General features: G+C 61.5%; 23 protein-coding genes. 9 read left to right on the forward strand and 14 right to left on the reverse strand.

Annotation, left to right across the window (positions count from 1 at the left end; translation table 11 throughout):
* Window positions 1-267 precede the first annotated feature (267 nt).
* The 3 genes from GSQ88_RS27335 to GSQ88_RS27345 form a co-directional block, all read right to left on the reverse strand.
* Window positions 268-882 (reverse strand): sigma-70 family RNA polymerase sigma factor, encoded by a 615-nt coding sequence (locus tag GSQ88_RS27335; RefSeq protein ID WP_159010860.1) that lies wholly within the window; start codon window positions 880-882, stop codon window positions 268-270.
* Between the two features lie 1,170 nt (window positions 883-2,052).
* Entirely contained in the window at window positions 2,053-3,651 is a 1,599-nt protein-coding gene (locus GSQ88_RS27340) for a porin (protein WP_159010861.1), read from the reverse strand.
* Window positions 3,652-3,661: 10 nt separating this feature from the next.
* A complete protein-coding gene (locus GSQ88_RS27345) occupies window positions 3,662-3,865 on the reverse strand; it encodes a hypothetical protein (protein ID WP_159010862.1) in 204 nt (67 codons plus the stop codon).
* A gap of 60 nt (window positions 3,866-3,925) precedes the next feature.
* Between GSQ88_RS27345 and GSQ88_RS35350 the strand changes: the two genes are divergently transcribed.
* The 3 genes from GSQ88_RS35350 (at window position 3,926) to GSQ88_RS27355 (ending at window position 5,092) form a co-directional block, all read left to right on the forward strand.
* Window positions 3,926-4,192, forward strand: coding sequence for a hypothetical protein (locus tag GSQ88_RS35350; RefSeq protein ID WP_210253900.1), 267 nt, complete (start codon window positions 3,926-3,928; stop codon window positions 4,190-4,192).
* 238 nt (window positions 4,193-4,430) lie between these two features.
* On the forward strand, window positions 4,431-4,790 hold the full coding sequence (locus tag GSQ88_RS35815; protein ID WP_246785037.1) for a BA14K family protein: 360 nt from the start codon (window positions 4,431-4,433) through the stop codon (window positions 4,788-4,790).
* A gap of 29 nt (window positions 4,791-4,819) precedes the next feature.
* A complete protein-coding gene (locus GSQ88_RS27355) occupies window positions 4,820-5,092 on the forward strand; it encodes a hypothetical protein (RefSeq protein ID WP_159010863.1) in 273 nt (90 codons plus the stop codon).
* Between the two features lie 33 nt (window positions 5,093-5,125).
* On the opposite strand, the gene cbbX is transcribed toward GSQ88_RS27355, so the two are convergent.
* The 7 genes from cbbX to GSQ88_RS27390 all read right to left on the reverse strand — a co-directional run bounded on the left by cbbX (window position 5,126) and on the right by GSQ88_RS27390 (window position 13,101).
* On the reverse strand, window positions 5,126-5,998 hold the full coding sequence (cbbX, locus tag GSQ88_RS27360) for a CbbX protein (protein WP_159010993.1): 873 nt from the start codon (window positions 5,996-5,998) through the stop codon (window positions 5,126-5,128).
* A 62-nt stretch (window positions 5,999-6,060) separates the two neighbouring features.
* Window positions 6,061-6,486, reverse strand: coding sequence for a ribulose bisphosphate carboxylase small subunit (locus tag GSQ88_RS27365; RefSeq protein ID WP_159010864.1), 426 nt, complete (start codon window positions 6,484-6,486; stop codon window positions 6,061-6,063).
* Between the two features lie 12 nt (window positions 6,487-6,498).
* On the reverse strand, window positions 6,499-7,959 hold the full coding sequence (locus GSQ88_RS27370) for a form I ribulose bisphosphate carboxylase large subunit (protein ID WP_159010865.1): 1,461 nt from the start codon (window positions 7,957-7,959) through the stop codon (window positions 6,499-6,501).
* 57 nt (window positions 7,960-8,016) lie between these two features.
* On the reverse strand, window positions 8,017-9,102 hold the full coding sequence (fba, locus tag GSQ88_RS27375; RefSeq protein WP_159010866.1) for a class II fructose-bisphosphate aldolase: 1,086 nt from the start codon (window positions 9,100-9,102) through the stop codon (window positions 8,017-8,019).
* A gap of 34 nt (window positions 9,103-9,136) precedes the next feature.
* Window positions 9,137-11,176 carry a transketolase gene (gene tkt, locus GSQ88_RS27380; protein WP_159010867.1) on the reverse strand — a complete coding sequence of 680 codons (2,040 nt, stop codon included), beginning with the start codon at window positions 11,174-11,176 and terminating at the stop codon, window positions 9,137-9,139.
* Window positions 11,173-12,048, reverse strand: coding sequence for a phosphoribulokinase (locus GSQ88_RS27385; RefSeq protein ID WP_159010868.1), 876 nt, complete (start codon window positions 12,046-12,048; stop codon window positions 11,173-11,175). Before GSQ88_RS27385 ends, tkt begins: the two co-directional genes overlap by 4 nt.
* A 6-nt stretch (window positions 12,049-12,054) precedes the next feature.
* Window positions 12,055-13,101, reverse strand: a complete 1,047-nt coding sequence (locus tag GSQ88_RS27390; RefSeq protein WP_159010869.1) for a class 1 fructose-bisphosphatase — start codon at window positions 13,099-13,101, stop codon at window positions 12,055-12,057.
* Between the two features lie 150 nt (window positions 13,102-13,251).
* On the opposite strand from GSQ88_RS27390, the gene GSQ88_RS27395 reads away from it, so the two are divergent.
* Window positions 13,252-14,223: a LysR family transcriptional regulator gene (locus GSQ88_RS27395; RefSeq protein WP_159010870.1), complete on the forward strand. Its 972-nt coding sequence runs from the start codon at window positions 13,252-13,254 to the stop codon at window positions 14,221-14,223.
* An 18-nt stretch (window positions 14,224-14,241) separates the two neighbouring features.
* Here the strand turns inward: GSQ88_RS27395 and GSQ88_RS27400 are convergent, their stop codons facing one another.
* Complete coding sequence (locus GSQ88_RS27400) at window positions 14,242-15,270, reverse strand: SDR family oxidoreductase (protein WP_246785039.1); 1,029 nt, start codon at window positions 15,268-15,270, stop codon at window positions 14,242-14,244.
* Here GSQ88_RS27400 and GSQ88_RS27405 point away from each other — a divergent pair.
* On the forward strand, window positions 15,197-15,925 hold the full coding sequence (locus GSQ88_RS27405) for a TetR/AcrR family transcriptional regulator (protein WP_159010872.1): 729 nt from the start codon (window positions 15,197-15,199) through the stop codon (window positions 15,923-15,925). The genes GSQ88_RS27400 and GSQ88_RS27405 overlap by 74 nt on opposite strands.
* Window positions 15,926-15,947: 22 nt before the next feature.
* Here the strand turns inward: GSQ88_RS27405 and GSQ88_RS27410 are convergent, their stop codons facing one another.
* The gene (locus tag GSQ88_RS27410) at window positions 15,948-17,120 is read right to left on the reverse strand and encodes an acyl-CoA dehydrogenase family protein (protein ID WP_210253902.1); all 1,173 of its coding nucleotides are present in this window, start codon (window positions 17,118-17,120) and stop codon (window positions 15,948-15,950) included.
* Window positions 17,121-17,227: 107 nt separating this feature from the next.
* Between GSQ88_RS27410 and GSQ88_RS27415 the strand changes: the two genes are divergently transcribed.
* Together GSQ88_RS27415 and GSQ88_RS27420 are read left to right on the forward strand one after the other, a co-directional pair.
* Window positions 17,228-18,079, forward strand: coding sequence for an SDR family oxidoreductase (locus GSQ88_RS27415; protein WP_159010873.1), 852 nt, complete (start codon window positions 17,228-17,230; stop codon window positions 18,077-18,079).
* A gap of 51 nt (window positions 18,080-18,130) precedes the next feature.
* A complete protein-coding gene (locus GSQ88_RS27420; RefSeq protein ID WP_159010874.1) occupies window positions 18,131-19,318 on the forward strand; it encodes an acyl-CoA dehydrogenase family protein in 1,188 nt (395 codons plus the stop codon).
* A 12-nt stretch (window positions 19,319-19,330) separates the two neighbouring features.
* On the opposite strand, the gene GSQ88_RS27425 is transcribed toward GSQ88_RS27420, so the two are convergent.
* Complete coding sequence (locus GSQ88_RS27425; RefSeq protein WP_159010875.1) at window positions 19,331-20,008, reverse strand: transglutaminase-like domain-containing protein; 678 nt, start codon at window positions 20,006-20,008, stop codon at window positions 19,331-19,333.
* A 131-nt stretch (window positions 20,009-20,139) separates the two neighbouring features.
* Between GSQ88_RS27425 and GSQ88_RS27430 the strand changes: the two genes are divergently transcribed.
* Window positions 20,140-22,104 (forward strand): AMP-binding protein, encoded by a 1,965-nt coding sequence (locus GSQ88_RS27430; RefSeq protein WP_159010876.1) that lies wholly within the window; start codon window positions 20,140-20,142, stop codon window positions 22,102-22,104.
* Window positions 22,105-22,183: 79 nt separating this feature from the next.
* On the opposite strand, the gene GSQ88_RS27435 is transcribed toward GSQ88_RS27430, so the two are convergent.
* Window positions 22,184-22,993, reverse strand: coding sequence for an enoyl-CoA hydratase/isomerase family protein (locus tag GSQ88_RS27435; RefSeq protein ID WP_159010877.1), 810 nt, complete (start codon window positions 22,991-22,993; stop codon window positions 22,184-22,186).
* Between the two features lie 184 nt (window positions 22,994-23,177).
* On the opposite strand from GSQ88_RS27435, the gene GSQ88_RS27440 reads away from it, so the two are divergent.
* Window positions 23,178-24,764, forward strand: coding sequence for a class I adenylate-forming enzyme family protein (locus GSQ88_RS27440; RefSeq protein WP_246785041.1), 1,587 nt, complete (start codon window positions 23,178-23,180; stop codon window positions 24,762-24,764).
* The last annotated feature ends 38 nt before the right edge of the window (window positions 24,765-24,802 follow it).

The following is a 24,802-nucleotide window of genomic DNA, read 5'->3' on the forward strand; positions in this document are numbered from 1 at the left end:
CGAGCTCGGATCAGCCTCTGGTGAATGATTCTTTTTCTTTCCTTAGTATGTTGGAAGCCACCCGGAAATCCTGTTACCCGCGCGCCACAGAATATCAGGAAGCTTCTATTAACGAATGTCCACTTCTCAAGCAGCAAACAGAGAGGCTGAATCGGCGTAACGCGTTCTCGCGCGATCCTTAAAACGAGAACCAACGCTCGCATTCAACTCAGCGCAGTTACGGCAAGCCGTACCAGCGCAGTATTGATCAACTCGCGTGGCATTCCTTCACGTAAACGCGAGATCGGCTTTCTCGTGGCTCTTCTTTTCCCCAACCGCGAGAAATCGGCTGCGCGCCCGCGCGAGGCGCGACATCACGGTACCGATCGGCACATTCGTTCGCTCGGCAATCTCGCGATAGGACAGTCCATGAAGATTTCGTAATATTACCGTCTCCCGGAATGGATCGGGCAAAGCGGCAATGCTCGTCTCCATGTCGGATTTGGCGATCAGCATCGTTTCGGGACCCGGATCGCCGGGGTCCGTCTGCGCGACCTCGACCTGTTCGAGATCGTCAACCGTGAATACGGCCGAAGGACGGTTCTTGCGTATCCACGTAAAGGCGGTGTTGCGCATGATCGTCATCACCCATGCACGCGCGGTACCATCCACGACGTTGCCGACCGCACGGAATGCACGCAGGCAGGCATCCTGCAAAACGTCCTCGGCATCGGCGTGACTTCCTGTGATCCGGTAAGCCAGCGCGTAGGCATCGCTCAGATGCGGCACCACCAGCTTGGAAAACCGTTCGCTATTGTCATCCTGCGGACCAAGTTTGCCAACGATTGTGTTCTTTTGTCGCGAGCCGGGCAAACACCCAACACGAGCGGAATAACAAGACATTGCGGCCTCCTGACGTGATTGACCAATCCAAACCGTGCATCGTTTTGGTTTGGACAGACCGTCACCTCAATGGACCGGCTCTCCCATCGTTCGGGATCGTGAATACCCTGAAAAATTCAAATAATTCAGTCTCTTACCTACATGTCCTCCTCTGCGCGGCTGCACGTTTTTGACCTCCCTGAAGTGCCATCCCGCGCCTCGAAACAGCTTTCGTCTCGCTCCTGGAATTTCGAATCCGCCTCGGACTGTTTTCAACCGGCAGGCGCGATGTCCGAGCTTGATATCCCGCGCGCACAGCGTCGCGGCCGACGCAAAGTCCAAGCGCCGGCGCAGGATCTGCTGATCCTGGTGAATGAATTGTGATCCCTGCACCTGACTCCGCCGGATACCCCCGCTCGCTGAACCGGGCAAACGCCGAAGGTTTATTTTGGCGGCCTGCCTCGCTTGGCGAAGACCAACCCGCGAGAATCGGCAGCGCACCGAAGCAGGCTTGCCAGTTTAAGCGCCTCGTTGCGTTCCGGACCAGGCGGCATCAGCCGCGCTAGTTCCAAGGCGTCTACAGCGAGGGTACCCCAATCATACCGACCCGTTGAGCGCTGCGTTTCGTTGTCCATCGCTCCCCAGAGCTCCTGCTAGCTCGTTCCAGGACTTGTGTTTAACAAGACTCAACTTGGGTGGCGTTTATTCCCGGATCGTCAGCGCCACTCTCCTCAGTCGAAAATCCCGATCGAAGCCATCTGCGCGAGCGACCGATTTGTCGCCCTTCTCCCGCGATTGGCGTGTGGGCACCATCGCTCACGGACACCTCACGCTGGTGTGATTCAAATAGTGTCTCAGCCGGGCATGACTGAGACACTTCTTGGAGTTCGAGCCAGCTGAAGGCCGCCGGCATTTCAAATTCTTGAATTTTGTTGTTACAGAGCGCCTCCTTTCCTTCTTGCAGAAAGACTCGCGCGCCCCTGCGGATATTCCCAACGGACAATCAATTTGTTGCCACAACACCAATCCGTTACTTGTCGCGCGAGCGTGCAGATTCGGCCATCGCTCAAGGAAAAGCCCCGCCCCTATAAAGAGGGACGGGGCTTCCTGGATTGCGCGCAGGACCGCGGCAACAGTCCTGGGCACAATCATCAAGTTCGGCGCGGCGTCTGGATCGCCGCGCCGATGCACTCAGAACGAGTAGCGAGCGCCGATCGTCGGATCGAGGTTTGTCGCGGTCGACTTGCCATTATTCCCAAGCACCGCACCTGTCGCGCTGAGGGTCGAGGTCTGGACGGTGCCATTCGCCAGGCCGTTATTCTCCTGCGAGTACTCGATGCCGGCATAGACGTCGAAGTGCTTGTTGAAGACGTAGTCGGCTACGAACGACACGGCATCCAGCGTTCCGCTGCAGAAGGACGAAAGCGCCGTGTTGCATCCGGCGACCGCGCCAATGCCGAAAGCATTCTGCGTTTCATGATAGTAAGCCGCGATCAAGGTCAGATTGTCGGTCGCCTTCCACTTGCCGCCGACCCACATCATCTGGAGGATCTTGTCGTTTGGGAAAGCGGTGTTGCTCACGGTGGTGAACTCGTAGCCGTAGTTGTTCGAGAAATCCACCGGCACGGGATTGGACGGATTGGCGAAGTCGATGTGCTCGTAGCCGCCCATCACCTCGAACCGGTCCCATTTGTACTTCGCGGTGACCATCCACTGGACGTTGTCGGAGATCGTGCCAGAAAGTCCCGTTAGGCCGATATTCGCCGGAGAGGGCGCCAGCGGCGACGCCGACACCACGCCGCGAATCTTGGCGGCGGTGCCATCGACGCTGAAGCCCCCGTAGATCAGGCCGATATCGCCCTGGAGGTCGTCGTGCACCCACTCCGTGCTGCCGCCGCTGCCGTAGTTGCCGACCTGGTAAAGCGCACCGCCATGGATAAGGCCGTAGTTCCAGTTATATTTGATCGACTGGTCGAGCCGACCGTCTTCGGTCGAACCACCGCCGGCCCACGTACCGGAGAATCCGATCGGCGAGAACGCGTAAGCCCCACCCATCGGGTCGTAGGCCAGGATCTGATCAAGCGGCAACCCGTTGTTGCGGCCGATGGTCAAGGTGCCCCAGGTCGGAGATTGCAGACCGACATAAACCTGGCCGTTGAGGGCCTGTCCGTTGCGGCTCGAATCGCCGTTCGCCGAGCGCAAGTTCAGCGGAACGCCGTTGTTCTGCACCATTGAGCCCTCGCCGTTGGCGAGTTGGCCGGCCTCCGGATTGAAGCCGGTTTCAATCTTGAAGATGGCATCCAGATCAGGAAGTATTCCGACTGCCCCCTTCAAACCGATGGTCGACTGCGACAGCGCGTTCGGTGCGGCGGTCCACATCGCGCGGTTGCTGCCCGGGCTCACCAGATATTGCGCGCCCGTTGGGAAGGCACCGTTGAACGGCTGACCATGCGTCTGATAGCCAAAGCCGGCATCGACGATGCCGTAGAGGCAGACGCGGTTCCAGCACAACGCATCATCGACCGGCGCGGCGTGAGCGGCCGCCTTGTATGGCATCGGCATATCGGCCGCCTGCGCATTCATGACCCGCTGCGTCGCGGTGGTGTCGGTCTCAATGGCCTTCTGGCGCTTTTCGATCGCCGCGAGGCGCTTGGCCAACGCATCATTCTGCTTTTGCAGCGCCTTGGCCTCGGACTTGAGGTCGGTGACCTCGTCGGCGTGTGCCACACCGATCGGCAACGCCAGGAATCCTGCAGCGACCATAGCTGCGGAAAGATATTTCTTGCGCATGAGAAACCCCCTAGAAAGTGAAGTCGGTCGTCCGACAATTCTTCGTGTAGTCCGAGGGGCCATCGAAATCCTGTGATGGTTCTGCAACGCCCGGCAGAATTAAGATAAGATTACTGTCTCTGCTCGCACACACGCGTGCGCCGGCAATGTCCTTGCCGGGCGATGCCAGCAAATAAATTTCATCAAGCGTTTTGAAGGTGATATCGGCGACCATCGGCTCAGGCCAACGAGTCTGAGATTGTCTTTGCAGGCCCATGGGCCCGCGACTTGAACGTTGTCCATTTTTCTGAGCGTGAGCCGCGCTTGCAACACCACGATGAGCGAAAGAGATCAGAAGAACCAAAACACGACGGTGATTCTTAGCTTTCCTGGCTCACATTTGATTCGTTACCTCGGCTGCAAAATGCAGCCGCAGCGTCACAAGCGCGGCCAGCATCCCGATCATGGAGCCCAATTGGACTCAGTGCGTTTAGTAGAGACCCACAATCCACCTCAAAAAATTCCCGGCGCACTGATTTTTTTATGCGCCACAAATAACTAAAGTCTCATGCCATCGGACGTCCCCTCCCCTCGATGCCTGATCGCCGAGGCGACGGGGACATTTTTTCGGCGTCGATATCTCAAATGCGCGTGAGCGCCCCCGGGACGGCGGGAATATCGCGAGCCGGATTCGAGTCTATCCAGCACAAGGCCAACGGACATACGCGCCGGAGGTCGACGACCTGCCGAAGGCGAGACTCCCCAGATCACATGATCCAGTGCTTCACGGAGAAACACTTATGACCAAATTCAATATCCTCGGCGCAGCAGCCGTTTTGTCGCTGATGTTCGCAACGCCGGTGTTCGCGCAAGCGGCGATCCAGGAGCCGGGGGCGTTCGCGTTCGCCTATCCCAACAATGACGTCCTCAACGGCGGTCGCCCGACACCGGCGGCGACCCGGGAGGGAGGTCCGTACGCGTCCATCGATCCGCAGCAGGCGGCGCGCGCTGACGTCAAGATGCCGGTGGTATTCGGCAGCAATCCCGATGCCGCCATGGCCGAAGCAGGCAGTGCGTCCTGTGCCCAGCGGTACCGTTCCTATGATCCGGCTTCCGGGACCTTCGTTGGACGCGACGGTCGCCGGCACGAGTGCAGGTAATAGATCCGCCAAATAACAAGAGGATTTTCATGGAACATGAAACCGAAATTCGCGCGCTTTCGGCCGAAACGCTGGCGACGAGCATCGTTCTGGCCAACCTACTGAGCAAGTTCGCGAGAATTCCCGCGCTACGGCTGGCCATTGTCTCATGCTTCGATCAATCCGTTGATATGGCGGATGACATCACGGCTGTGTTGGGCAAGTCTGCCGCTCCAGACCACACGGTCAAGGTGCTCCGCCTCGTCGAGGAGATGCGATCGATGGTGCTCGGCGACGGCGGAAAGCCGAAGAGCCTCGTTTAGCTCACCGCTATTGCGATGGGTGACCGGCCGGACTCAAGTGCCGCGTGAGAACACCCGGCTGGCCAGAATATCCGAGGGCTCCAGCGACATGATGTCATCGGCGCTCAGCGCCTGGTCGAGATCGGCAACAAGGCGGTTGGCCTGGCGCAACCGCATGCGGTCGAGCGCGTTGCGGATCGACCGGGCGTTGGAAAACAGCGGCTGGGCCTTGCGCAACGCGATGTAGCGGACGAACGCCTCCCGTGCATCGGCGCTGAGCTTGTAGTTCATGTCGCGCAACATCAGCTCGGCGATCGCGAGCAATTCATCGTCGGCATAATCCGGAAAATCGATGTGGTGGGCGATGCGCGAGCGGAAGCCGGGATTGCTGCCGAAGAACTTGTCCATGCGGTCGCCATAGCCGGCCAGGATCACGACCAGGTCCTCGCGCTGCGATTCCATCACCTGCAGCAGGATCTCGATTGCCTCCTGCCCGTAGTCGCGCTCGTTGTCGGGCCGGTGCAAATAATAGGCCTCGTCGATGAACAGGACACCGCCCATCGCCTTCTTCAAAATCTCCTTGGTCTTGGGCGCGGTGTGACCGATATATTGCCCGACCAGTTCGTCACGCGTCACCGACACCACCTGCCCTCTGCGAACGAAGCCGAGCCTGTGCAGGATGCTGGCAATCCGCAGCGCCACTGTGGTCTTGCCGGTGCCGGGATTTCCCGTGAACGACATGTGCAACGTCGGCACATCCGACGTCAGGCCCATGCGCTTGCGGATGCGTTCGATCAACAGCAGCGAGGCAATTTCCCGGATGCGGGTCTTCACCGGCTTGAGCCCGATCAGTTCGCGGTCAAGCTGATCCAGCACCTCGCCGATGCCGACCTCGTTGAATTCGCGGCGCAGATCGACTTGCTCCATCGACGGCTCGCTCGGATGCGGCGCGACCGCCTGTGAACTCGCTTGCGCGTTCACTTGCCCGCTCACTTGCCACCGTAGCGCTGTCCCTCGGGACGATCGGCTGCATAGGAATTCGTGGTGTAGCGGATGCCGCGGCCGGCAACCTCGTGGCGATCCAGCCGGAAGCCGGGCTCGTCCGCGGGGCGGTTGACGATGAACGACAGCCGCACCGATTCCCAGCCGTGGCTGGAATCAAACGCCGACAGCCGGATATAGCGATCGCCATAAACCTTGCGGCATTCGCTCAGCTCCATCAGCACGCCCGCGGCGTCGCGCAGATCGAACATCGGCAGGCCCCACATTTCCCAAAAACTGTTGCGGGGATGGGGATCGTCGGTGAATTCGATGTTCACCGCCCAGCCATTGGCCAGGCAATATTGCACCTGTTTCGATATCTGTTCGTCGGTGAGATCGGGTAGGAATGAGAAACAGCCTTGGGTTACACGCATGAGTTCGGCTCCTTACATCGAGACGCTGGCGGTCGGGGCATAATCGGGCATATCGGTCGATTCGTAGTTGAAGGTGACGTCCTTCCAAACCTCGAGGGCCGCCTTCAGCGGCGTGCAGGTGGCCGCCGCCTTGGCCAGGATTTCGGGTCCTTCATGCAGATAATCGCGCCCCTCGTTGCGCGCGAGGATCATGGCTTCGAGCGCGACACGATTGGCGGTCGCCCCGGCCTGGATGCCCATCGGGTGGCCGATGGTGCCGCCGCCGAACTGCAGGATCACGTCCTCGCCGAGATGATCGAGCAATTGATGCATCTGGCCGGCGTGAATGCCGCCCGACGCCACCGGCATCATCTTGTTGAGGCTCGCCCAGCTCTGGTCGAAGAACACGCCGTGTTCGAGCCGCGTCGGATTAAAATCCTCGCGGCAAATGTCGTAATAGCCGCGCGTGGTCGCGGGGTCGCCTTCCAGCTTGCCGACCACCGTGCCGGCATGGATGTGATCGACGCCGGCGAGCCGCATCCATTTCGCGATCACGCGGAACGAGACGCCATGATTGCGCTGCCGCGTGTAGGTCGAATGGCCTGCCCGATGCAGATGCAGGATCATGTCGTTGCGGCGCGCCCATTTCGCCATCGACTGGATCGCGGTGTAGCCGATCACGAGATCGATCATGATGATGACCGAGCCGAGCTCCTTGGCGAATTCGGCGCGCTCGTACATGTCTTCCATCGTGCCGGCGGTGACGTTGAGATAGGTGCCCTTGATCTCGCCGGAGGCCGCCTGCGCCTTGTTGACCGCCTCCATGCAATAGAGGAACCGCTCGCGCCAATGCATGAACGGCTGCGAGTTGATGTTCTCGTCGTCCTTGGTGAAGTCGAGCCCGCCCTTCAAGGCCTCATAGACCACGCGACCGTAGTTGCGCCCCGAGAGTCCGAGCTTCGGCTTGACGGTGGCGCCAAGCAGCGGCCGGCCGAACTTGTCCATGCGCTCGCGCTCGACGACAATGCCGGTCGCCGGCCCCTGGAACGTCTTCACATAGGCCACCGGCAACCGCATGTCCTCGAGGCGAAGCGCCTTGAGCGGCTTGAAGCCGAACACATTGCCGATGATCGACGCCGAGAGGTTGGCGATCGAGCCGTTCTCGAACAGATCGAGATCGTAGGCGATATAGGCAAAATATTGCCCCGGCGAATTCGGCACCGGATCGACACGGAAGCATTTCGCGCGATATTTTTCCGCCGCCGTCAGCCGGTCGGTCCACACCACGGTCCAGGTCGCGGTGGAGGATTCGCCCGCGACCGCCGCCGAAGCCTCGATCGGATCGACCCCGTCCTGTGGCGTCACCCGGAACAGCGCGATGATATCGGTGTCCTTTGGCGTGTAGTCGGGCTCCCAATAGCCCATTTTCTTGTATTCCATCACACCGGATTTGTAGCGATCCTTGCCGCGAACGGTCATCGAGATTGCGTTCATGTTGGTCTCCTTGCGTTAAGATTGCCGCCCCGGTTCGTTCGATCGACGACGTTCATGTCACTCGGCCGCATCGGCCATCGAACCGATCCGCGGATCGAGGCTGCCCGACCGATACCGCGTTGCCATTTCGACCAGCGAAATGACCTTGATCTTTGAAGCGTTGCCGGCGGTGCCGAATTGTTCGAAGCGCTCGCGGCAGAGATCGCGCAACGCATCCATCGCCGGCTTGAGGAATTTGCGCGGATCGAACTCGCTTCTGCTTTCGGTCGCGACCTTGCGAAACGCCGCGGTCATCGCCAACCGGCAGTCGGTATCGATGTTGACCTTGCGGACGCCGTGCCGGATGCCGCGGGCAATTTCCTCGACCGGCACGCCCCAGGTTTGCGGCATCTCGCCGCCGAATGCGTTGAACATGTCCTGCAGCGGCTGCGGCACCGACGACGAGCCGTGCATGACCAGATGCGTATTGGGCAATCGGCGATGGATTTCTTCGACCACTTTCATCGCGAGGATGTCGCCATCCGGCTGACGCGAGAACTTGTAGGCGCCATGCGAGGTGCCCATCGCGATCGCCAGCGCGTCGACTTTGGTGGCGCGAACGAAATCGACCGCCTGCTCCGGATCGGTCAGCAACTGGTCATGGCTGAGCTTACCCTCGACGCCATGGCCGTCTTCCTGCTCGCCGCCGCCGTGCTCGAGCGATCCGAGCACGCCTAGTTCGCCCTCCACCGAGGCGCCGATCCAGTGCGCCATCTCGCCGACGCGCCGGGTGATATCGACGTTGTAGTCATAATCGGCCGCGGTCTTGCCATCCGCCTTCAGCGAGCCGTCCATCATCACCGAGGTAAAGCCGTGTTGAAGCGCGGTAGCACAGGTGGATTCCTCGTTGCCGTGGTCCTGGTGCAGGCAAAGCGGGATCTGCGGGTGCATTTCCTCCAACGCGTCGATCATCTTCGAAAGCATGATGTCGTTGGCATAGGAGCGCGCACCGCGCGAGGCCTGAATGATGACGGGCGCATCCGCGGCCGCCGCGGCGTCCATGATCGCGAGCCCTTGCTCCATGTTGTTGATGTTGAACGCCGGTACGCCGTAGCCGTGTTCGGCGGCATGATCGAGCAGCTGCCTCAGGGTGATTCTTGCCATTACAACTTTCCTTCGAATCCGTGGTGCGAGTGCATCAAGAATAAGTTTCCGCCATTCGCTTGCGAGCGACGCAGCGCGTGGCGGCCTTGGCGACAGCCTCCGGCGTGATGCCGAACTCGCGATAGAGCGTCTCGGCGGGCGCGGAGGCGCCGAAGCCGGTCATACCGACGAATTCGCCATCATCGCCGAGCCAGCGCGCCCACTCGCCTTCGATCGCCGCTTCGACACCGATCCTTGGGACGCGTCCCAGAACCGCGGTTCGGTATTCACGGGATTGCCGACGAAACAGCTCGAAGCACGGCGCCGAGACCACCGCGGCGCGGACGTTGGCTTTTTCCAGCAGCCTTGCCGCTGCGAGCGCGAGCGACACTTCGGAGCCCGTTGCAATCAAGGTGACGTCGCGGCCGTCCTCCGGTTCAACGACGACGTAAGCGCCGAATGCAACCAGATTGGCCTCGCCGGCCATTTCACGAAAATTCGGCAACGCCTGTCGCGACAGGCACAGCACCGACGGATTGGCATCCGCCCGCAACGCGCAGTCCCAGGCCTCGGCGGTCTCTACCGCATCGCCGGGACGAAACACCAGAAGGTTGGGGATCGCACGCAGTGACGCGAGATGCTCGACAGGTTGATGGGTGGGGCCATCCTCACCCAGCCCGATCGAGTCGTGGGTCATTACATGGATGACCCGCACGCCCATCAAGGCCGCGAGCCTGATCGCAGGCCGGCTGTAATCGGCAAAGGTGAGAAAGGTGCCGCCGTAGGGAATAAAGCCACCATGCAGGGCGATGCCGTTCATCGCGGCGGCCATGGCATGTTCACGGATACCGTAATGGATATAATTGCCTTCGAAAAAATCATGCCGCACCGGCCGCTGCGTCTTGGCGCGTGTCAGGTTCGAATGGGTCAGGTCGGCCGAACCGCCGATCAGATTCGGCAACGCTTCCGCGATCGCATCGATCACGAGCTGCGATGCCTGGCGGGTGGCGATGGTGGGCTGCTCGGCGGTGAGGCGGTCACGGATCAGCGCCATCGTCGATGCATAGTCGCACGGCAATTTTCGGTTCAGCGCGTCATGAAACGGCGACCGCGCTCCCGAACAGAGGCGCTTGCTGCGCTCGATCCAGGCCCGATGGATATCGCGCCCTTGCGCGCCGATCTCGCGCCAGGCATCGAGCACGGCATCCGGAAGCTGAAACGGCTGGTGCGGCCAGTGCAGCGCCTCCCGCGTCCTGGCCACCTCGTCGCTGCCGAGCGGAGCGCCATGCGCCTTTTCGGTCCCCTGCCGGTTCGGCGCGCCGAAGCCGATCACGGTCCGGCACGCGATCAGCGAGGGGCGGTCGCCATGCCGCGCCTGTTCGATGGCCGCGGCGATCGCTTCGGGATCATGGCCGTCGATCCGGCACGCCGACCATCCCGAGGCCCCAAAGCGCGCCAGTTGATCGTCGGAGCAGGATAGCGACGTCGGTCCATCGATCGAAATCTGGTTGTCGTCGAACAGCACGATCAACCGGCTGAGCCGCAGATGCCCCGCCAGCGAAATCGCTTCATGGCTGAGACCCTCCATCAGGCAGCCGTCGCCCGCGATGACGTAGGTATGATGATCGACAAGCTGGTTACCGAAGCGCGCGTTGAGCAGGCGCTCCGCCATCGCCATGCCGACGGCGGTGGCGATCCCCTGCCCGAGCGGCCCGGTGGTGGTCTCGACGCCCGGCGTGTGGCCAACTTCCGGATGGCCCGGTGTTTTCGATCCCCATTGCCGGAACGCCCTGAGTTCGTCGGAGGTCACGCCCTCATAGCCGGTCAGATACAACAGCGCATACAGCAGCATCGAACCGTGGCCGGCCGACAGCACGAACCGATCACGATCCGGCCAGGCCGGGTCGGCCGCATCGAACTTCAGGAAACGTGAAAACAACACGGTGGCGACGTCGGCCATGCCCATCGGCATCCCTGGATGGCCCGATTTCGCGTTTTCGACGGCGTCGATGGCGAGGAAGCGGATCGCGTTGGCCATGTCGGCGTGCGAAACAGCCGGGCGGCTGGCGATAGCGGCGAGAGCAGGAGCAGTCATACGGTGCGCCTCTTGCGTTCGATCAGTTGCAGGATCAGCGGGGTGAGGATGAGCTGCATGGCGAGGTCGAGCTTCGATCCGTGGATCACGATCGAATTGGCGCGCGACATGAAGCTGTTGGGAATCATCGACAGCAGATAGGGAAAGTCGATGCCGCGCGGATTTTTGAGCCGGATCACCACCATCGATTCGTCCGGCGTCGGGATCCAGCGCGCGATGAACGGGTTTGAGGTATCGACCGTCGGCACGCGCTGGAAGTTGATGTCGGTTTCGCTGAATTGCGGGCAGATGTAATTCACATAATCCGGCATCCGCCGCAGGATCGTATCGGTCACCGCCTCCGCGGTGTAGCCGCGGTCGTGGCGGTCGCGGTGCAGCTTCTGGATCCATTCCAGATTGATGACGGGAACGACGCCGATCTTGAGGTCGGCATATTGCGCGACGTTGATCTCGTCGGTCACGACGGCGCCGTGCAAGCCCTCGTAGAACAGCAGATCGGATTTTTCCGGCAACTGTTCCCATGCGGTGAACGTGCCGGGCGAGCCGCCGTATAATTTTGCCTCGTCATCATCATGGATGTAGTGGCGTGTCGTGCCGGTGCCGGCTTCGCTGTAGTCGCGAAAGACCTTCTGCAGCTCCTCGAACAGATTGGTCTCGGGACTGAAGTGGCTCAGATGCTTGTTGCCTTTCTCGCCCTCCTCGATCATCTTGGTCCGCATCTCGGCGCGGTTATAGCGATGGAACGCATCGCCCTCGATGTAGGCTGCGGTCACATTTTCGCGGCGGAAGATGTTCTCGAACGTCTTCTTCACCGACGTCGTGCCGGCGCCGGAAGAGCCCGTGATCGATATGATGGGATAGCTGCGCGACATCCGATCTCACCGGCTCTCGAGAAAAAGGCCGCGCCGCGCGAACAGCGGGGCATCGCTGTTGTCGAACATCGGCTCGATGGCGTCATGGATGGCCGCGACGTCGCGGACGCCCCGCAACGATCCCATGATCAGCGGCACGCGCTGGTGCGGCGTTTTCGCTGCGAGTTCGAGAACCCGCCGGCGTCCGGTGATCGCGGCCCCTCCCGCCCATTCCATCACCAGCGCCATCGGATGCGCCTCGTACAGCAGGCGCAGACGCCCTTCGCGATAGGCCGGGCGGGCATCGGCCGGATACAGGAACACACCGCCGCGGACCAGGATACGGAGCGATTCGGCAACCAGCGAACCGATCCAGCGCATGTTGAAATCCGCCTCGCCATTGCCGCTGGTGCCGGCCAGGCATTGGTCGATATAGGCGCGAACCGGCCCGTGCCAGTGCCGGCGGTTCGATGCGTTGATGGCGAATTCCGGCGTATCGTGCGCGATTTTCACGCCGCGCTCGGTCAACATAAATTCACCGGTGCGACGGTCGAGAACGAAAGCATCGACGTCGCCGTTGATGGCGAGGATGAGCTTGGTCTGCGGGCCATACACCACGAATCCCGCCGCGCATTGCGCGGTGCCGGGCTCAAAGAAGGTCGAGAGCACATCGTTGCCGCGCGGGCGGATCGAGAAGATGGTTCCAACCGAAATATTGTTCTCAAGGTTGGCCGATCCATCGAGCGGATCGATCGCAATGCAGAGCGGCGCCCCGGCATCGAAAATCTCAGGGAGTTCGGATTCCTCCGACAGGACGGCCGCGACCGCCGGGATCCGCAGCGCCCGCTGCATGATCGTGTCGGCGGCAAGGTCGATATCCGTTTGCCGGTCGCCATCCGAATTGAACCCGCCGAGCCGTCCCGTAATGCCGGCCAGCGGCCCGTGGGCGATCAGGTCGGCAAGCTCGATCGCCGCGGCAGCGACCGCCTCGACCACGGCATTGACCGCGGACCCGTTCGGCGTCCGCGACACCGATCGGTCGAGATGAGAACGCAAGGTGACGCGTTCGTCCATGGTCGTTTCCCTGTCATTGCCCTCTTCGGGGGCCATCGCAACGCGGCTTGCTGATTGGGAGCCGCCCGCACACAACAGCCCAGTTTGCTAAATTAGTGAAATTTTCTTATCTTTGGCTGGACCAAAGTAATTCTTATAATGGGGGAAGCGATGGCTGGCCGTTTTCTGCGGGAATTGACCATTCGCCAGTTGCGCGCACTGGCCGCGGTTCATCGCGATCGATCGGTGACCTCGGCCGCCAAGCGGCTCCATCTCACGCAGCCGGCCGTCACCTTGCAGATCCGCAATCTACAGGCGCTTGCCGGCCTGCCCCTGATGCAGCGGACCAGCGAGGGAATGCTGTTGACCGATGCCGGGCGCGAGGTGCTGGCGCTCAGCGAGCGTATCGAGGCCGCGATCGCGGATTGCGAGACTTCGCTGGAGATGATGGCGGGAAAGACCGCGGGACGTATCGCGATCGGCGCCGTCAGCACCTCAAAATATTTCGTGCCGTTCATGATCTCCGGATTTTCCAAGCTGCATCCGAATATCGACATCACGTTGTCGATCGGAAACCGGCAGGAGATCGGCACCGCCCTGCGCGGCTACGATCTCGATTTCGCAATCATGGGCCGCCCTCCCGCTGATATCGATATGGACGTTCATCTGATCGGCGATCACCCCCATGTCATCATCGCGCCGACCAGCCACCGCCTGGCCCGCAAGGCCCGCGTGGCGCTGAGCGATCTTGCCAACGAAACGTTCCTGATGCGCGAGCCCGGCTCCGGTACCCGCGGCCTGATGGAGCAATTATTCGAGACCGCCGCGGTCCGCCCCAAAATCGGCATGGCCATGAGCAGCAACGAAACCATCAAGCAGGCGGTGATTGCCGGCCTCGGAATTGCGTTCATTTCCGCGCATACGGTCGCCACCGAACTCGACGAGCGACGGCTGGTAACCCTCGACGTCGTTGGCCTTCCCGTCGTCCGGCAATGGTTCGCACTGGCCCGCAAGGACAAAGTGCTGCTGCCGCCGGCGCGGGCGATGCTGGACTTCCTCAGCGCCAAGGGGGCTCAATTTCTACCGAGAACCCATGGCAGGCTTCGCCTGACCCGGGCATCGGCGCGTTCATCTCGACGTTGATGCCCGCGATCCGTTACATCAGCCGTGCATGGTCAAGCCGCCGGATACGCTGATCGTTTGTCCCGTGATGTAGCCGGCATCGTCACTGAGTAGGAACGCGATCATGCCTGGATAGTCCTCCGGCTGTCCAAGGCGCCGTAGCGGAATGGCCCTCGCAAGGCCTTCGGCGATCTTGCTGCCGGACGGCGAACTCTGCGTAAAGGCCTCGAACAGTGGGGTATCCGTTGGACCGGGGCACACCACATTCAGGATGATGTTCTTTCGTGCCAACTCACGGGCCACCGTTTTTGTGAATGCGATCAGGCCGCCCTTGCAGGCCGAATAGACCGCCTCCCCGGAGGAGCCGACCCTGCCCGCATCGGATGCCACATTCACGACGCGTCCAAAGCTGCGTTCGACCATGCGCTTGACCACGACGTGATGCAGATTGAGCGGGCCGTAAAGATTGATGCCGATGACCTTGTCCCAGAAGGCCCGATCGGTCTCCAGAAAGGCGATCGGGATATCCCAGCCGGCGACATTGGCGAGCAGTTCAACCGGCCCGGCGGCGGCTTCGAACTTGTCTGTTGCGCCGGCGACCGCATCGCGATCGGTGATATCGACCTGAAAGGCCAGCACTCGGCCGGGCTTGGCGGCGCACAGATGCGCTGTCTCCTCCGCACCCGCCAGATTCTGGTCGAAGACGCCGACGACGCAGCCCTCGTCGGCCAGCCTGAGTGTCGTCGCCCGTCCGATCCCGCTTGCCCCGCCGGTCAAAATCGTCCGTCGTCCATGGAGTCCGCGCATATCAACCTCCCAGTCTGTTTTATTGTTGTGTTTGAACGCAATCGCTGGCCGATTGTTTCGCCTGATCGAGACGACGTCAACGTCGGTCCTCATGGTCGCGATCTCGCCTGCTTCACGCGATCGTTCGCGTGGCGGTTGACGAAGTGTTTTAGCTGCGCCAATAATCGCGCGGAGAAGGCATTTGAACATGAATCCGACACGGCGGGCTTTGCTGGTTTCCAGTCCCGAGAAGCGTCTCTCCAGGCCGAAGCGCCGTGCCAATCCTCATCCCGCGAAGATATCCCAGAAGGCCACCTCGCCGGGGAAAGCGGCCGCCCCGGCAGCCCAGGCTTCAAAATCGGAAAAGTCACGCGATACGATTCTGGAGGCTGCGGCCAAGCTGTTCCGCCGCCAGGGCTACTCCGCCACCACGCTACGCCAGATCGCGGCGATGGCCGAAATCAAGGCCGGCAGCATCTATTACTATTTCGATTCCAAGGAGCAGATCCTCGACGAGGTTCTGCATCTCGGGCTGCTGCATGTCTTCGAAGCGGTCAAGAAAGCCCTCAAGGATGCAGGCAAGGTCTCGCACCGCCGCCGCATCGGGCTTGCCATCGAGGCGCATCTGGTGGCGCTGCTCGAAGCCAGTGACTTCACATCCGCCAATATCCGTATCTACGGTCAGTTGCCCGAGTCGCTCAAGAAACCGCATCGCCCGCTGCGCAGGGCTTACGCAAAATACTGGGACCGGCTCTTTCTCGACGCGCGCCGCGCCGGAGAAATTCGCGCCGATATCGAGATCGTCCCATTGCGGATTTTCGTGCTGGGCGCGCTGAACTGGACGATCGAATGGTTTAGCCTCGACAGCAAGGACGCGGTGCTGCAACTGGCTCGACGGACCGAACTGCTGATCTTCGACGGGGTCAAGAAAGCCTGATCCTGACAGATCAGCGCTGGTCTCAGCGCATCCGCTTGGCAACTTCCTCCAGCATCACCTCCGTCGTGCCGCCGCCGATCGATTGCACGCGTGCATCGCGCGTCATCCGCTCGATCGCGCTCTCGCGCATGTAGCCCATGCCGCCGTGAAACTGCAGGCAGTCGTACATCACCTCGTTGACCAGTTCGCCGCAATACGCCTTGACCATCGACACTTCCTTGGTCGCGTCGATGCCCTTGGTGACCAGCCACGCCGAATGATAGACCAGTTGACGGCCCGCCGCGACCTTGGCTGCCAGCATCGCCAAACGCTGACGGATCGCTTGTTTCGACCATAGCGGCGCCCCGAAGGCCTGCCGCTGCGTCACCCAATCCAGCGTGATCTCGATCGCGGCCTGGGCCTCGCCCATCGCCATCGCGCCGATCACGATCCGCTCGTTCTGGAAATTGCGCATGATCGCATAAAAGCCATGGCCTTCCTCGCCGAGCAGGTTTTCGGCAGGCACGCGGCAATCCTCGAACAGCAACTCCGCGGTGTCGGACGAGCGCCAGCCATGCTTGTCGAGGGCACGGCCGACCCGAAAGCCCGGCGTTGCCTTCTCGACCAACAGCATCGACAGCCGCTGCGACGGCCGCGCCTCCGGATTGGTGACCGCTGCAATGCAATAGAGATTGGCATGGACACCATTGGTGATGAACATCTTGGCGCCGTTGAGCACATAGCTGTCGCCATCGCGGCAGGCGGTGGTGCGGATGGCCTTCACATCCGAACCCGCGCCGGGCTCGGTGACGCCGACCGCGACGATTTTCTTGCCGGCGACGACATCCGGCATGAAACGGTCCCTCAGCGTCGGCGATCCACCGTTGAACAGATGCACCGACGCCATGTCGGTATGAACCAGCACCGTGATGGCCACGCCCGAGAACGTTGAACGGCCGAGCTCCTCCGCCAGTATCACCGTCGCCAGCGTGTTCAGATCCGAACCGCCATATTCCGCGGGATAGCGGATACCGAGAAAACCGAGTTGGCCCATGCGCTGCAACACCTCGCGCGGCACCATGCCGTCCTGTTCCCATTGCAGCGCGTGCGGCTTGATCTCCTCGTCGACAAAACGCCGGATCTGGGCCCGGAGCAGCTCATGCTCTTCTTCCAGATAGACCGAAGGCATGTCGTTGCCGGAAACCTGCGTGCTCATACCAATTCGCCTCGCTCTGGAGTCTCTCTTCCGGAGATTTCTAACATCTGTTAGAATACTGCCGAACCATTCGATTACAACCGGTATTCAACCATCGGGACCCCCAAATGCAGCCAATGCCCAATATGCGTTTCGCGTCGGACCTTCTCAGCGGCCAGGTCGCGTTGGTGACCGGGGGCGGAACCGGAATGGGTCGCGCCACCGCCATCGAAATGGCGCGTTGCGGCGCCGACGTCGTGGTGCTGGGCCGCCGCGCCGAACCGATCGAGGACTGCGCCAAGATCATCCAGGAACTCGGCCGCAAGGCCGTGGCGATCTCGACCGACATTCGCCTGCCCGACCAGATCGACGCCGCCATGCACCGGATCAAGGACGAATTCGGTCGGCTCGACATCCTCGTCAACAATGCCGGCGGTCAGTTCGTGACGCCGGCGCGCGAGCTCAACAACAAGGGCTTCGAGACCGTGATTCGCAACAATTTGATCGGCTCCTGGCAGATGACCAAGGCGGTCGCCGATCATTTCATGCTGGAGCATGGCGGCTCCATCGTCTTCGTGACGGCCTGTGTCCGCTCCGGGTTGAGCGGTTTTGTGCACACGGCGGCAGCGCGCGGCGGCGTTCTCGCCATGATGAAAACACTGGCGTTCGAGTGGGCCGAATTCGGCATCCGCCTCAATTGCGTCGCGCCCGGCACCATCAAGACCGAAGGCATGGATCACTACCCGATCAATCCCGAGCAATGGCTGAAATTGAACCGCAATGTGATGGGTCACATGGGCGACGTCGGGGATATTTCAGCCGCCATCATTTTCCTCAGCTCGGCGCTCGGAAAGTTCGTCACCGGCGAGGAATGGTACATCGACGGCGGCGAAACGCTGCATCTGGCCCATGACGCCCGCCAGATGATCGATGCGGTCAAATTCTCCAAACGCGAGCCTGGCACCGTCAAAGCGAAGTAGCCGAGTCTCTCCCGGCTCCGACCGGCCGCCCCTCAGGAACGGAAGATTGACATGGACTACGCGCTCAGCGAGCAACAGCAGGCGTTTCGTGAGACCGCACAGCGATTTGCCCGCGAGAAGCTCTCCCCTCATTACCAGCAGCGCGCCAGGCATGACCGCATCGACCGCGCGATGCTCAAGGAGATGGGCGAACTCGGACTGATCGGCGTCGATCTGCCGGAGCAATATGGCGGCCTCGGCGAGAGCAGCACCACCGCCGGGATCGTCATCGAGCAGATCGCCTATGGCGACTTCAATGCCAGTTATGTCCCGTTACTAGCCTCCTTGATGGGCGGCATGATCGCGCAATACGCCTCGCGCGATATCGCGCAGCAATGGCTGCCGCGCGTTGCGCGCGGGGACGCCATCATCGGCCTCGGCCTGACTGAGCCACGCGGCGGTTCGGATGCCGCCAACCTGATTTTGCGGGCCGTAAAATCCGGCAACGGCTACCGGCTCAATGGCGAGAAAACCTCGATGAGTTTCTCGGACCAATGCGACGCCGCCGTGATCTTCGCGCGCACCGGCAGCATTGAGGACGGCGCCCACGGCGTCAGCGCCTTCTTTGTCGATCTCAACCAGCGCGGCATCACCCGCACCCATTTCGACGACATCGGCACCAGGCCGGTCGGCCGGGGTTCGGTGTTCTTCGACGATGTCTTGATTTCAGCGGAATGCCTGATGGCCGAGGAGAACAAGGGCTTTTCCAAGATCATGTCCGGCTTCGACTATAGCCGCGCTTTGATCGGCCTCGAATGCATCGGCCCGGCGCAGGCATCGGTCGACGAAGCCTGGCAATACAGCACCGACCGCATCGCCTTCGATCGGCCGATCGCGCAGTATCAGGGCGTCAGCTTCCCGCTCGCGGAAGCCGAGACACAGCTTACCATGATGCGGCAGCTCTGTTTCTACACGCTATCGCTGCGCGACCGGCAACTGGCCCACACCGCGGAGGCCGCGATGTGCAAATGGTATGTGCCGAAGGTAGCATGCGAGATCATTCACCAGTGCCTGCTGACCCACGGCCATTACGGTTACACCACCGACCTGCCGTTCCATCAGCGCTACGTGGACGTAATGGGCCTTCAGATCGGCGACGGCACCGCGCAAATCCAGAAGCTGGTGATTGCCCGCGAGAAGGTCGGACGGGTCGCGGTCCAGTATGCCAAGCCGCGGACAACAGCAACCACGACCAAATAGCCGCCGCTTTTCCTATTGCGGGCCGCCGAATGCATCGTCGCGCACCGCGACCCGGTCGGCGCTCGATTGCCAGAGTTTTGGGTACATGGCGTGGAACTCGCGCAGCAATTGTTCGATCGGCGGATCGGCGAACCAGCCGCGATCATGGACATATTCCATGTGACGCTGGCTGTTGGCATCGAACTCGTGAAACAACGCGTCGCTTTTGCCGTCGAAGATCAACTGCCGGACGCCAAACCGTTCGCACATCTCGGTGTTGAACGCCGGCGTTACCTTGAATTGCTTGCCGTCGAGCCACAGCGCGACATAACCATGGTAGATGAACAGGTCGGTTCCCATCAACTCCGCGAGCTTCGCCGAGTTCAGATGATTGCGGACATCGGCAAATCCAACCGCCGCGGCAATGCCTGCGTTGCGCAACGCGGCCGTCAGCAGGATTGCCTTCGGCACGCAATAATTCGACGGCTTTACGGCGATCCGGCTGGCGCGGTAGTCGTCCGCGCTGGTGCCGATATCGAACGGATTGTATCTGATGCCGTCGCGCACCGCATCGAACAGCCGGATCGCCTTGCCGGTCTCGGACAGGTCGCGCGCGCCATCCAGGCTGCGTGAAACAAACTCGCCGATCTCCGGCGAGTTGCAATCGACAAAGTGCGTCGGCGCGAGAAACGTTGGCGTGGCCGAATTCATGTCCTTCTCCCCGCCTTTTCCGGTTTCACCGCATTTCTAACAAACGTTAGAATCAAAGGAAAGCGGCCATTGACGCCGTGTGCGTCGCAGCGTTAGCTTTCGCGACCGCCGGACAAGGCACAAGATCGTTCATGAACGACACCACGCCATATCTCTGGATGCCACCACCCGAATTGGTCGCGGCAAGCAATCTGACGGCATTTCTGCGCGTCACCGGTCACAAGGATTATGAAGATCTCGCCGCGCAAGCCGAGGCCGATCCGGCCTGGCTGATGGGGCAAGTTTTTCGATTCTGCGATGTGCGGTTTTACCGCAACTACGACAAGGTCCTGGATGTTTCGGATGGTCAGGCGTGGGCGCGCTGGTGTGTCGGCGGCACCACCAACATCGTGCTCAATTGCCTCGACAAGCATCGCGACACGCCGCGTTGGGATCAGACCTTCCTGGTCTGGGAGGGCGAAGACAAAAGCCAACGCCGCTCGCTGAGCTACCGCCAATTCGATCATGACGTCAGGCGGCTGGCACAGGGACTCCACGATCACGGGATCGGCCGCGGAGACGTTGTCGCGATCTATATGCCGAACCTGCCGGAGACATTCGTCGCGTTCTTCGCGATCCTGAAGCTCGGCGCGATCGTCATGCCGCTATTCTCAGGCTTTGGTCCGGCGCCTATACAGACCCGCCTGAACCATGCCGAAGCAAAAGCCGTCATCACGGCCGACTGGACCTGGCGGCGCGGTGCGCGGGCGCCGCTCAAATCCGTACTCGACGTGGCCCTGGAGGCTGCGCCCACCGTGAAACGGGTGATCGTCACCCGTCGCGACGGACATGCGATCGACACTCCGATGCAGAACGGCCGCGACCTCTGGTGGGACGAATTCGTCGCCAGCGGAAACCCTGACATCGCGACCGCCGAGATGCGGGCCGAAGACCCCGCGATCCTGCTCTACACATCGGGCACGACCGGTGAGCCGAAGGGATGCGTCTGGACCCATATCGGGTTCATCGGCTCGATGGTGACCCGCGATATGATCATCTGCGGCGACTTCAAATCGTCCGATCGCTTCTTCTTTTTCAGCGACATGGGCTGGATGGTCGGCGCCATGTGCGCCTGCATCCCGAGTTTCGCCGGCGGCAGCCTGCTGATCGCGGAAGGTACGCCTGATTATCCGGATACGGGCCGGTTCTGGCGCCTGATCGCCGAACATCGGGTGACCTATCTCGGGGTGTCGCCGACGATCGTGCGCAGCCTGATGCGATACGGGCGTGAAATCGAAACCTACGATCTTTCCAGCCTGCGGATCACCGCCTCCGGCGGCGAAGCTTGGACCGCGGCGCCCTGGCTGTGGTTCTTCGAGCACGTCTGCAAGAAGAAAATCCCGATCATCAATATTTCGGGCGGCACCGAAGTCGGCGGCTGCATCTTTACCGGCACGCCCAATCACCCGATGAATCCGGGCTCCTTCTCGCGGCCCGCGCTCGGTGTCGGCGTCGATATCGTCGACCTGAGCGGGCAGCGCGTGCCCGATGGGACGGTCGGCGAACTGGTGCTACGGCATTCATCGATCGGGCTGACCAAAAGCCTTTGGAAAGCTGATGCGCGCTATATCGAGAGCTACTGGAGCACGCTGCCGGGGCTGTGGGTGCATGGCGATTTCGCGATGCGCGGTGAGGACGGGCTGTTTTACATTCTCGGCCGCTCCGACGACACCATCAAGATTTCCGGCAAGCGCACCGGGCCGTCGGAACTCGAAGGCATTCTGGTCGCGACTGGCAAGCTCGCGGAAGCCGCCGTGATCGGCATCCCGCATCCCGTCAAGGGCTCGGCGATCGTCTGCGCCTGCGTGCCGATGCCGGGCGTCGCGGGTGATCGCAGCCTTGCGGCCGAGCTATCGTCCGCCCTCGTCGCGGCAATGGGCACGTCGTATCGTCCCGAAACGATCCTGTTTGTCGATGATCTGCCGCGCACGCGCAATCTGAAGATCATGCGCCGGGTGTTGCGCGCCGTGATCGAGAACAAGGATCCCGGCGACCTCTCGGCGCTGGCCAATCCCGAAGCGATCGATCGGCTGCGGGAAAAGCTGGCTGCGATGTGAAGCGCGGCGTGAACCAACGGCAAGGCTTAGCGAACAAGGCCCGGCGAACCCCGCCGGACCGTGCTGCTGCTGCGCCGCGTCAGATCGGGCAATCCTCCGGAAATACCGGCTTGCGCTTCTCGAGGTGCGACGCCAGTCCCTCCCGCGCCTCGGCGCCGGTGAAGCCGAGCATCTCCAGCGCGGTCGACGTGTCGAACAGCGGACCGTTGACGCGCAGCCAGTTGTTCAGGGCGTATTTGGTCCAGCGGATCGCGCTTTGCGCACCGGCCGCCAGATCTTCGGCGGTTTCCAACGCAACCTTTTGCAGTTCGTCGTCCTCGACGCACAGCGAAACCAGCCCGATTCGCTCGGCTTCGGTTCCCGACAGCGGCTTGCAGGTCAGGAGATAGTATTTTGCCTTGGCAAGCCCGCACAGCAGCGGCCAGATGATGCAGGCGACATCGCCCGCCGCGACGCCCAGCCGGGTGTGACCATCGACGATACGTGCGGATTTTCCGCAGATCGAAATGTCGGCGAGGATGCCGACGACGAGGCCGGCGCCAACCGCGACGCCGTTGATCGCGGAGATGATCGGCTTGTTGCAGTTGATGACATTGTAGACTAGGTCCTTGGCCTCCTTCCAGGTCGCCATGCGGGCGCTCGGGTTGTCGAGAATGCTCTTGATCAGCTCAAAATCGCCGCCGGCCGAAAATGCCTTGCCCGCACCAGTGACGATGATAGCGCTGATATCGGGATCGTCATTGATGTCGCGCCAGATATTCGTGAGTTGGGTGTGGGTCTGCGCATCGACCGAATTGTAGGTCTCGGGCCTGTCGAATGTCAGCCGCAGGACTCGCTTGGACGGGTAATCGATCTTCAGCTTGGTGTAGGCGGCATACCGGTCGGACATGGGCTCTTCCCCTTTTTTGCTGACGGGCCACTCCGCGGCCCTCGATCGCTTGCGCGCGAACGCTCTTGATTTTCGAACAGGCGTTAGAATTTAGGTTTGATCGGATACCGCCGCAAGCGTATAGTTTCGGGCGATATCGACAGGCGCAAAAACGACAAGAAAACGCCTCGGGAGTGGACGCAAGATGACGGGCGAATTCATGACCGGCGTATTCGGTGGCGCTGCCGCGGCCGGCTCCGGTCTCACGGTCGGTGAATTGTTCCGCATTCGCGCACAGATTCAACCAGCCGACACCGCGATCGAATATCAGGGGCGGCAGATCAACTACGGCGAGTTGCAAAGCCGCGTCGAGCGCGCAACCGCGATGCTGGCGACCTCTGGCTTGAGCCGGGGCGACCGTGTCGCTTTGCTGTCGCGCAACCGGCCCGAATATATCGAGATCGAACTGGCGGCCGCCAATCTGGGTGTCATCACCGCCTGCCTGAACTGGCGTCTATCGCCGCGCGAACTCGCTTATTGCATCGAACTGGTATCGCCGAAGCTCGTGATCTCTGAACCGGATCTGGCCGGCAGTCTCGTGATTCCCGCAGGGCAAGCCTGGCAAACCCTCGAAATCGGACCGCCCTATGAACGCCTGCTGCAACAGCAGGCAGATCATGCCGCGCCGGTGGTTGCGGAGCCTGAAGACGGCCTCGTGATCCTCTACACCAGCGGCACCACCGGCCTGCCCAAGGGCGCGGTGATCTCGCACCGCGCGATGATCGCCCGCGCGCTGGTGTTCAGCTCCGAATTGAGCATCTCGCCGCGCGACAGCTTTGTCGCGTGGGCGCCGATGTTTCACATGGCCTCGACCGATCACAGCCTTTCAACCCTGCTGCGCGGCGGCACGGTCGTGATGATCGACGGCTTTCAGGTCGATGCACTGCTGGCGGCGGTCGAACGTCACCAGATCGGCTGGCTGGTCCTGATCCCGGGGATGGTGGAGGCGTTTGCCGCGGCGCTGAAGGCGCAGGCAACCAACGTGAAAGGCGTCCGGGTGTGCGGCGCGATGGCCGATCTGGTGCCGCCGCACGCGATCGCCGAGGTGACCGAGTTGCTGAAAGCGCCCTACCTCAACAGCTTCGGCTCGACCGAAACCGGCCTGCCTCCAGCGACCCGGGCCCTGATCGCGCCGGGTGAAATACCCGAGCGGCTGTCGAAACAGCAAAGCGCGTTTTGCCAGATCAAACTCGTCAACCCCTCCGATCAGGAAGTCGCTCCGGGCCAGCCCGGGGAACTCGCGATGCGCGGCGCTACGTTGTTTTCCGGCTATTGGCAGGCCGACGAAACTAACGCGCATGATTTCCGCGGCGGCTGGTTTCACATGGGCGATGTGTTCCGGCGCAACCCCGACGGCTCGCTGGATTTCGTCGATCGCGTCAAATATCTGATCAAGTCCGGCGGCGAGAACGTCTATCCAGCCGAGATCGAACGGGTTCTGCTGAGCGACAGCCGCATCACCGAGGCCGCGGTGGTCAGGGCACCAGACCAAAAATGGGGCGAAGTGCCTGTCGCCTTTGTCTCCTGCCGCGATGACAGCGTCACCGAAGCACATCTGCTCGAACTGTGCCGGCGCGATCTCGCCTCGTACAAGCGGCCCCGGCAGTTCAACTTCATCGCTTTTTCGGATTTTCCGCGTTCAACCAGCGGCAAGGTTCAGCGCCACGAACTGGAAGCGAGACTTGCCAGAACCCCAGTTGCCAAGACTTCAGTTGCGAAGACCCCGCACTGAAGCGCGGCACACTCATTTTCTAACAAATGTTCGATTCT

This window comes from Bradyrhizobium sp. S69, assembly GCF_009766005.1.
Lineage (GTDB): Bacteria > Pseudomonadota > Alphaproteobacteria > Rhizobiales > Xanthobacteraceae > Bradyrhizobium.